The following is an 8,721-nucleotide window of genomic DNA, read 5'->3' as shown; positions in this document are numbered from 1 at the left end:
GACAGCTACTTTCCTACAGACTTTACATCGGAAATGGCGTTTCTTTAAGCGAATCAGCGTTTTGTATCCCGTACACTCTAGGTAAGGTATTTTCGATTCTTTCTGGAAGTCATATTTAGTCATTTGTCCTTGGCAGTGTGGGCATTTAGGAGCAGGATAATCCAGCTTAGCCATGATTTCTTTATGAGTTCCAGCATCTAGAACATCCAGGATGGTGATGTTCTTGTCTTTAATTCCGAGTAAGTTTGTGATAAAATTGAACTGTTCCATAAGAGTCTTTCTAATGATGGTTTGGTCGCTTTTCATTATAGGTCTTATGGGACTTTTTTTCTACAACAAAATAGACTCCATCATTCCTATAGTGCTTTTACCCACTACAGAAATTATAGAGCCCGAATTTAGAGGCATAGATGCAGTCTGATCGTTAGCGAAAACTACGTTCCGCTAATTTTTTAGTGATTGCCGGCTCATAGAGTCAAGCAGAGCAGCGATGCTCACTTTCTTACTTTTTTCTGTCCTTAGGGGCAGATTTTTTTGACAGTCCAAGAGTGAACAGTCACCTGTGTAATTCTTGGTCTTTTTGTTACCGCTTTCAAGATTTATAATAAATCTATAAGAATAAGAAAAATAAAAAATAAAGGGGAGTTACCATGAATATCCTTCTTAATATTCTAAATTGGTTCTCGCAGAACATTCTGCAAAATCCAGCTTTCTTCGTTGGCCTTTTAGTGCTAATCGGTTATGCATTGCTTAAGAAACCGGCCCACGATGTGTTCGCCGGCTTCATTAAAGCAACGGTCGGCTATTTGATTCTTAACGCCGGAGCAGCCGGTCTGGTGAATACTTTCCGGCCAATTCTAGCGGCCCTGAACTTTAAGTTTAAAATCGGGGCGGCGGTGATTGATCCTTACTTTGGATTGACAGCGGCGAATACAAAGATTGCGGAAGAGTTTCCAAACTTTGTCGGAACAGCTACAACAGCGCTCTTGATTGGCTTTGGCTTCAACATCCTACTAGTAGCTTTCCGTAAAGTCACTAAGATTCGGACTCTCTTCATCACTGGTCATATCATGGTTCAGCAGGCTGCTACTGTATCACTGATGGTGCTCTTGCTGGTACCGCAGCTGCGCAATAGCTGGGGAACTTTGGCTATCGGCCTCATCTGTGGTCTCTATTGGGCTGTCAGCTCCAATATGACTGTTGAAGCTACTCAGCGTTTGACTGGTGGTGGTGGTTTCGCCATTGGTCACCAGCAGCAATTTGCCATCTGGTTCGTTGATAAGGTTGCGCCTTTCTTTGGTAAAAAAGAAGAAAATCTGGACAATCTGAAGCTGCCTAAGTTCCTGTCTATCTTCCATGATACAGTTGTTGCTTCTGCAACTTTGATGCTAGTCTTTTTCGGTGCCATCCTCTTAGTCTTGGGGCCAGATGTTATGGCCAACAAAGAAGTTATCACGACTGGTACACCATTTGACCCTGCCAAGCAAGACTTCTATATGTATATCATTCAGACAGCCTTTACCTTCTCTGTCTATCTCTTCATCCTCATGCAAGGGGTGCGCATGTTCGTCGCTGAGTTGACTAATGCCTTTCAGGGTATTTCAAGCAAGCTCTTGCCAGGTTCCTTCCCCGCGGTGGATGTGGCAGCCTCTTATGGATTTGGCTCACCAAATGCCGTTCTTTCTGGCTTTGCCTTTGGTTTAATTGGTCAGTTGATTACCATTGTGTTGCTCATTGTTTTCAAAAATCCAATCCTGATTATCACTGGTTTCGTTCCTGTTTTCTTTGACAATGCAGCGATTGCAGTCTATGCCGATAAACGTGGTGGTTGGAAAGCAGCCCTTGTCCTATCCTTCATTTCAGGTGTGCTTCAGGTAGCTCTTGGTGCTCTCTGTGTGGCTCTGCTGGGCTTGGCATCTTACGGCGGCTATCACGGTAATATCGACTTTGAAATTCCATGGTTAGGTTTTGGCTACATCTTCAAATATTTGGGTATTATCGGTTATGCTCTGGTTTGCTTCTTCTTCTTACTCATTCCTCAGCTGCAATTCGCTAGAGCTAAGGATAAGGAAGCCTACTATAAGGGACAAGTACAAGCAGAAGACTAAACTTCTATGATTATAAAATAAGATTTCGGAGGAAACTAAAATGGTTAAAGTATTAACAGCATGTGGAAATGGCATGGGATCATCTATGGTGATTAAAATGAAAGTGGAAAATGCACTTCGTAATTTGGGACAAACAGACTTTACAGTCAATTCTTGCAGTGTCGGAGAAGCTAAAAGCTTAGCTTCGGGCTACGATATTGTCATTGCTTCTCTGCATTTAATCAATGAATTGGAAGGCCGAACCAATGGAAAATTAATCGGCTTGGACAACCTGATGGATGATAAGGAAATCACTGAAAAATTAAGTCAGGTATTGTAAGAACTTCTATCTATGAAGATGGGTTCTCAGTTAGGGTGGGGTGGTTAGGCTGCCCCACCTTCCTATTATTGTCTATTGTGAGATTGAGCAGGGGATAAAATTCTGGAAAGGATTGAAGATGACCCTTGTATCTAATGAAAGGAAGAGAAATGAATTTAAAACAAGCATTGACAGATAACAAGTCTATTCGTTTGGGTCTTTCAGCCGCAACTTGGCAGGAAGCAGTCAAACTGGCCGTAGAGCCTTTGATTGAGAGCGGTGCTGTTCAGCCTCAGTACTACGATGCCATCGTCGAGTCAACGGAAGAATATGGACCCTATTACATTCTCATGCCGGGCATGGCGATGCCTCATGCCAGACCAGAGGCTGGGGTTAATCGCGACGCTTTCTCCCTGATCACACTGACAGAACCAGTTACTTTTTCAGATGGCAAGGAGGTTAGCATTCTGCTTTCTTTGGCGGCTACCAGCTCCAAGATTCATACCAGCGTGGCCATTCCGCAGATTATTGCACTTTTTGAACTGGAAAATTCCATTGAGCGGATTAAGGCTTGCAAGAGTGATGAAGAAGTGCTGGCTCTGATAGAGGAATCAAAGGACAGTCCTTACTTGCAGGGTTTGGATCTGGATTCCTGATGGATATTCAGAGAGATTAGAATGTAATTGAAACTAAGAAGAGAGGTAAAAAAATGTCAAAACAGATTCCAAATTTACAGGTAGCATTGGATCATTCGGATTTGCAGGGAGCCATCAAGGCGGCTGTTTCTGTCGGCCATGAAGTAGATGTGATTGAGGCAGGAACGGTCTGTCTCTTGCAGGTGGGAAGCGAGCTTGTTGAAGTGCTCCGCAGTCTTTTTCCAGAGAAAATCATCGTGGCTGATACCAAGTGTGCGGATGCTGGCGGAACCGTAGCTAAAAACAATGCAGTACGTGGTGCAGACTGGATGACCTGTATCTGCTCAGCAACTATTCCAACTATGAAGGCAGCCTTGAAAGCTATTCAGGAAGAGCGCGGCCAACGTGGGGAAATTCAGGTCGAACTCTATGGAGACTGGACCTATGAACAGGCTCAGACTTGGCTGGATGCAGGTATTTCGCAGACTATTTACCACCAATCCCGCGACGCTCTTTTGGCTGGGGAAACTTGGGGAGAAAAGGATCTTAATAAGGTCAAGAAACTGATTGAGATGGGCTTCCGTGTATCAGTGACAGGCGGTCTGAATATTGATACGCTCAAACTCTTTGAAGGAGTTGATGTCTTTACCTTCATTGCTGGGCGCGGTATTACTGAAGCTGAAGATCCAGCAGCTGCTGCGCGGGCCTTTAAAGATGAAATCAAGCGAATTTGGGGGTAGGTCATGGCACGTCCAATTGGAATTTATGAAAAGGCGACACCCAAGCATTTTTCTTGGCCTGAGCGCTTAGCTTTTGCCAAAGAACTAGGATTTGACTTTGTCGAAATGTCGGTGGATGAGTCGGATGAACGTCTAGCTCGCCTCTCCTGGTCTAAGGAGCAGAGGCTAGAGTTAGTAAAGACTATTTATGAAAGCGGTGTCCGCATTCCGACCATATGCTTTAGTGGGCATCGGCGCTACCCTCTAGGCTCCAATGATCCAGAGCTGGAAGCTAAGTCACTGGAAACTATGAAGCAGTGTATCGAGCTGGCTCAAGACTTGGGAGTACGGGTCATTCAGCTAGCAGGCTACGATGTTTATTATGAGGAGAAATCTCCTGCAACTCGTGCCCGCTTCCTGAAAAACCTCCGTCAGGCTTGTGATTGGGCGGAGCAGTCTCAGGTCATGCTGGCGATTGAGATTATGGATGATCCTTTTATCAACAGCATTGAGAAATATCTGGCTGTCGCGAAAGAAATCAATTCGCCTTATCTCTTTGTCTATCCTGATACAGGCAATCTCTCTGCCTGGCATAATGACCTTTACAGTGAGTTTCTGCTGGGACATCAAGCCATTGCAGCCCTGCATTTGAAAGATACCTATGCCGTGACCGAGCAGTCCAAAGGCCAGTTTAGAGATGTGCCTTTTGGCAAGGGCTGTGTTGGCTGGGAAGAAATGTTCGCTGTCCTCAAGCAGACCAATTATCAGGGGCCTTTCCTTATCGAAATGTGGTCTGAAAACTGTGAGACAGTAGAAGAAACAAAAGCAGCCATTCAGGAAGCCAAAGACTTCCTCTATCCACTCATTGAGAAAGCGGGGTTGATGTAATGCTCTTACCAGAATTGAGAAAACGTGTTTATGATGCCAATGTAGCCTTACCCCAGCACGGTTTGGTCAAATTTACCTGGGGCAATGTCTCTGCGATTGACCGAGAGGCTGGCTACATCGTGATTAAACCTAGCGGAGTCCCTTATGAAAAGCTGTCGCCAGAAAATATGGTAGTTACAGATTTGGACGGCCGTGTTGTAGAAGGGGAGCTTAATCCTTCCTCTGATCTTCCAACCCATGTGGAACTCTATGAGGCCTTCCCTAAGATTGGCGGGGTTGTTCATACGCACTCGACAGAGGCTGTTGGCTGGGCTCAGGCTGGCCGAGACATTCCTTTCTACGGAACGACTCATGCAGACTATTTCTATGGTTCCATTCCAGCGGCTCGTTCTCTGACTGAGGATGAAATCAACCGCGCCTATGAGTTGGAAACGGGCAGTGTGATTATTGAGACTTTCCGCGAGCGTGGTATTGACCCAATGGCAGTGCCTGGCGTCACCGTGCGCAACCACGGTCCTTTCACTTGGGGCAAGTCTCCGGAAGAAGCAGTCTATCATAGCGTTGTGCTGGAAGAAGTGGCTAAGATGGCGCGCTTTACAGAGCAGATTAATCCACGCATCGATCCGGCACCTAAATATCTGATGGACAAGCACTATTTGCGCAAACACGGTCCTAACGCCTATTATGGACAGAAAGGCTAAGCAAAGTTTACTAGAAATGCTTTTACGGCAAGTTGGAGAGAACAGATGCTCTCTCCTTTTGTCGTTTGAGCAGTAGGTCATCTGGGGAGGGGATTAGGTTGGGTTGTCACGTCTCGTTCATCATATTGTAATATCCTAATGTTATAATGTCCTGTAAATTTTTTTAAAGGAGGAATCATGATTTTACTGGATAAAACAAGTTGTGAACTCTTGCGCTACCTGATTGGGCTGCAAGAAGCAGCCACTATTATGACTATTTCCCGAGAACTGGGCCAGTCGCGCAGAAAAGTTTACTATCATTTGGAAAAAATCAATGATGCTCTGGCGGACTATGAAGAAGAGATTGTTAGCCAGCCGCGGGTGGGGATTTTACTGACAGAGCAGCAGAAGAATCTATGCCGGGAGTTGTTACTGCATGTGGATACCCACAGCTATATCCTGAGTGCAAATGAGCGCATGCAGCTCGTATCCCTCTATATCTGTACGGCCAAGGAGCGAGTAACCATCGAAAAGCTGATGGATTTGACAGATGTCTCGCGCAATACCGTGCTCAATGACCTAAACGATATCCGCAATCAACTGGCGACGGAGCAGTATCTGGTTAATCTTTACTCTACCAAAACCAGGGGCTATTATCTGGACTGCCATCCTCTCAATAAAATTCAGTACGTACACTCGCTGCTCTATCACATTTTTATTGAGGGCAGCCAAGCTTTCGTAGATGTTTTAGTGAAGAAATTCAAGGAGCTCTTTGATGGAGAGGTGCTCCTGTCTCATCAACTGCAGAGCTTTCTCAGTCAGCAAGTCCCTTTAGCAGAGCAGGACTTGGGCAAGAAAATCAATAGTCATGAGATTGGCTTTATGCTGGAAGTGCTGCCTTATCTGCTGCTCAGCTGTCGCAATATGGAGCTGGAAGCGAAAGAAGAGAACAGCATCTCTCAGGAATTTAGCCTCATTCGCAAGCGGATCGAGTATCGGGTGGCCAAGCTCTTAAGTGAGCGCATGGAGCACGAGCTAGCCATTTGGCTGAGTGATATTGAAATCTCACTTCTAGCCGTGCTTTTACTGTCTTATCGTAAGGATAAGGATATTCATGCGACCAGTCAGGATTTTGCCCAGCTGCAGGAAGCTCTGGAGGCTTTTCTCTGGCGCTTTGAAGCTTCTTCCTATGAAATTGAGAATTGGGATGACTTGCTGCGCAATCTCCTAACCCATTGTAAGGCTTTGCTCTTTCGCAAGACTTACGGCATCATGTCCAAAAATCCCCTGACTCGCCTCATAAAGACCAAGTATGCTGACTTGTTTGCTTTTACAAAATCCTCTGCTGTGATTCTAGAAGAGGCGTGGTTTGTGACGCTGACAGACGACGATATTGCTTATCTGACTATCCATATCGGAGGCTCTTTGAAAAATAGCCAAGCAGAGCAGCAGGATAATCGACAAATCTATCTGGTTTGTGATGAAGGAGTGGGACTTTCAAAGCTACTGCTGAAACAGTGCCGCTATTACCTACCCAATGAGCGTTTGGAAGCTGTCTTTACAACAGAACAGTTCAAAAGTGTTGAGGATGTGCTCACTGCTGACCTGTTAATTACCACCAATGAAGATCTAGAAACAGACCTACCAGTCATTCAAGTTCATCCGATTTTGGATCATGAGGATATTCTCAATATTAGTCATTTTGTCAAGGCTCAGAGTCCCGAACAAGCTAGCACTTTTAATCATGATTTGGAAAAACTGCTATCATGCTATGTAAAAGATGTCAGCCGCTCACAGGAGTTAAAAGAAAAGATTCAAAAATTAGTCCATGAGAAACTGCTGACTAGCTCCGCTGAAGACGCAGAAGACTGGATGAAAAATATTAGCTAGGAAATAGGTCCTAGCTTTTTAGCTGAAAAAGGAATATTTTCTAAAAAAGGGATAAGAACAAGTCTTGCTTCATAGTCCAGTTTTGAACACAGACCTGTGTTTTATTTGGTCTTTTTTTCTCTCCTGGGGCAGACTATACTAGAAGCATAGAAATCAATCATTTTTTGAGGAGGAATGGACTATGCCAAACGTGAAAGACATTACCAGAGAATCTTGGATTTTGTCAACTTTTCCAGAATGGGGCACTTGGCTCAATGAAGAAATTGAAGAAGAAGTGGTGCCAGAAGGCAACTTTGCTATGTGGTGGCTGGGCAACTGCGGTGTCTGGATTAAGACGCCGGGCGGTGCCAATGTAGTCATGGATCTGTGGTCTAACCGCGGAAAATCAACCAAAAAGGTCAAAGATATGGTCAGAGGGCATCAAATGGCTAATATGGCCGGTGTCCGCAAGCTTCAGCCCAATCTGCGTGTGCAGCCTATGGTGATTGATCCTTTTGCTATCAATGAACTAGATTATTATTTGGTTTCTCATTTCCATAGCGATCACATTGACATCAATACCGCAGCGGCTATTGTGAACAATCCTAACTTGGACCATGTCAAGTTTGTCGGACCTTATGAGTGCGGCGAAATTTGGAAAAAATGGGGTGTGCCTGAAGCACGCATCATCGTTATCAAGCCAGGTGAAAGCTTTGAGTTTAAGGACATCAAGGTGACAGCTGTTGAATCATTTGACCGTACCTGTCTGGTGACCCTGCCAGTCGAAGGTGCTGAAGCTCAAGATGGGGAACTGGCTGGACTGGCTGTGACCGATGAGGAAATGGCACGCAAGGCAGTTAACTATGTCTTTGAAACACCAGGCGGAACCATCTATCATGGTGCAGACTCTCACTTCTCTAACTACTTTGCTAAGCACGGTAAGGACTTCCAGATTGATGTAGCTATCAATAACTATGGTGACAATCCTGTCGGTATTCAGGACAAAATGACTTCTATCGACTTACTGCGTATGGCTGAAAACCTGCGGGCTAAGGTCATCATCCCAGTTCACTATGATATCTGGTCCAACTTTATGGCTTCAACAGATGAGATTTTAGCCTTGTGGAAGATGCGCAAAGAGCGTCTTCAATATCAGTTCCATCCATTCATCTGGGAAGTGGGCGGCAAGTATACCTATCCTCTGGACAAAGATAGAATCGAATACCACCATCCTCGTGGCTTTGATGACTGTTTCGAGCAAGAGTCCAATATTCAATTTAAAGCCCTCCTTTAAAATTCTTTGAAAATCTTTCAAACCTTGTCAGCTTTTCCTTGCTGTGGTTAAATTCAGTCCTTGGTTAGCTTTCTAGATTGCTCTTAGATTTTCTTTGATTATAAAATGTTTTTTCTACTTGATGAGGCATGAGTTCAGATGAATAAAGGCTTCAGAAAGTATCCGATGAGATTATCCCTATCTTGCGATATAGGGATAATTTTCATATAATAGATATGAGACAATTTTTA

9 protein-coding genes are annotated in these 8,721 nt (G+C 44.5%); 8 read left to right on the top strand and 1 reads right to left on the bottom strand.

What is annotated here, in order from left to right; genetic code table 11:
- Window positions 1-270, bottom strand: a 270-nt coding sequence (locus RG608_RS11150; protein WP_308946968.1) for a transposase family protein, incomplete at its 3' end; no start/stop codon positions are given.
- A gap of 380 nt (window positions 271-650) precedes the next feature.
- On the opposite strand from RG608_RS11150, the gene RG608_RS11145 reads away from it, so the two are divergent.
- The 8 genes from RG608_RS11145 to ulaG all read left to right on the top strand — a co-directional run bounded on the left by RG608_RS11145 (window position 651) and on the right by ulaG (window position 8,491).
- Complete coding sequence (locus RG608_RS11145; RefSeq protein WP_002927963.1) at window positions 651-2,108, top strand: PTS ascorbate transporter subunit IIC; 1,458 nt, start codon at window positions 651-653, stop codon at window positions 2,106-2,108.
- 40 nt (window positions 2,109-2,148) lie between these two features.
- Window positions 2,149-2,427 (top strand): PTS sugar transporter subunit IIB, encoded by a 279-nt coding sequence (locus tag RG608_RS11140; protein WP_002899074.1) that lies wholly within the window; start codon window positions 2,149-2,151, stop codon window positions 2,425-2,427.
- A gap of 149 nt (window positions 2,428-2,576) precedes the next feature.
- The gene (locus RG608_RS11135; protein ID WP_268686394.1) at window positions 2,577-3,062 is read left to right on the top strand and encodes a PTS sugar transporter subunit IIA; all 486 of its coding nucleotides are present in this window, start codon (window positions 2,577-2,579) and stop codon (window positions 3,060-3,062) included.
- Between the two features lie 53 nt (window positions 3,063-3,115).
- Window positions 3,116-3,781, top strand: a complete 666-nt coding sequence (locus RG608_RS11130) for a 3-keto-L-gulonate-6-phosphate decarboxylase UlaD (RefSeq protein WP_268686395.1) — start codon at window positions 3,116-3,118, stop codon at window positions 3,779-3,781.
- 3 nt (window positions 3,782-3,784) lie between these two features.
- A complete protein-coding gene (locus tag RG608_RS11125) occupies window positions 3,785-4,648 on the top strand; it encodes an L-ribulose-5-phosphate 3-epimerase (RefSeq protein ID WP_268686396.1) in 864 nt (287 codons plus the stop codon).
- Window positions 4,648-5,349: an L-ribulose-5-phosphate 4-epimerase gene (locus tag RG608_RS11120; RefSeq protein ID WP_268686397.1), complete on the top strand. Its 702-nt coding sequence runs from the start codon at window positions 4,648-4,650 to the stop codon at window positions 5,347-5,349. Before RG608_RS11125 ends, RG608_RS11120 begins: the two co-directional genes overlap by 1 nt.
- Window positions 5,350-5,526: 177 nt before the next feature.
- Complete coding sequence (locus RG608_RS11115; protein ID WP_308946966.1) at window positions 5,527-7,218, top strand: transcription antiterminator; 1,692 nt, start codon at window positions 5,527-5,529, stop codon at window positions 7,216-7,218.
- Window positions 7,219-7,399: 181 nt separating this feature from the next.
- Window positions 7,400-8,491 (top strand): L-ascorbate 6-phosphate lactonase, encoded by a 1,092-nt coding sequence (gene ulaG, locus RG608_RS11110; RefSeq protein WP_268686399.1) that lies wholly within the window; start codon window positions 7,400-7,402, stop codon window positions 8,489-8,491.
- The last annotated feature ends 230 nt before the right edge of the window (window positions 8,492-8,721 follow it).

This window comes from Streptococcus sp. IsoGale022 (genome assembly GCF_031142805.1).
Taxonomy (GTDB): domain Bacteria; phylum Bacillota; class Bacilli; order Lactobacillales; family Streptococcaceae; genus Streptococcus; species Streptococcus sanguinis_A.
This window is presented reverse-complemented; position numbering and strand designations above follow the sequence as displayed.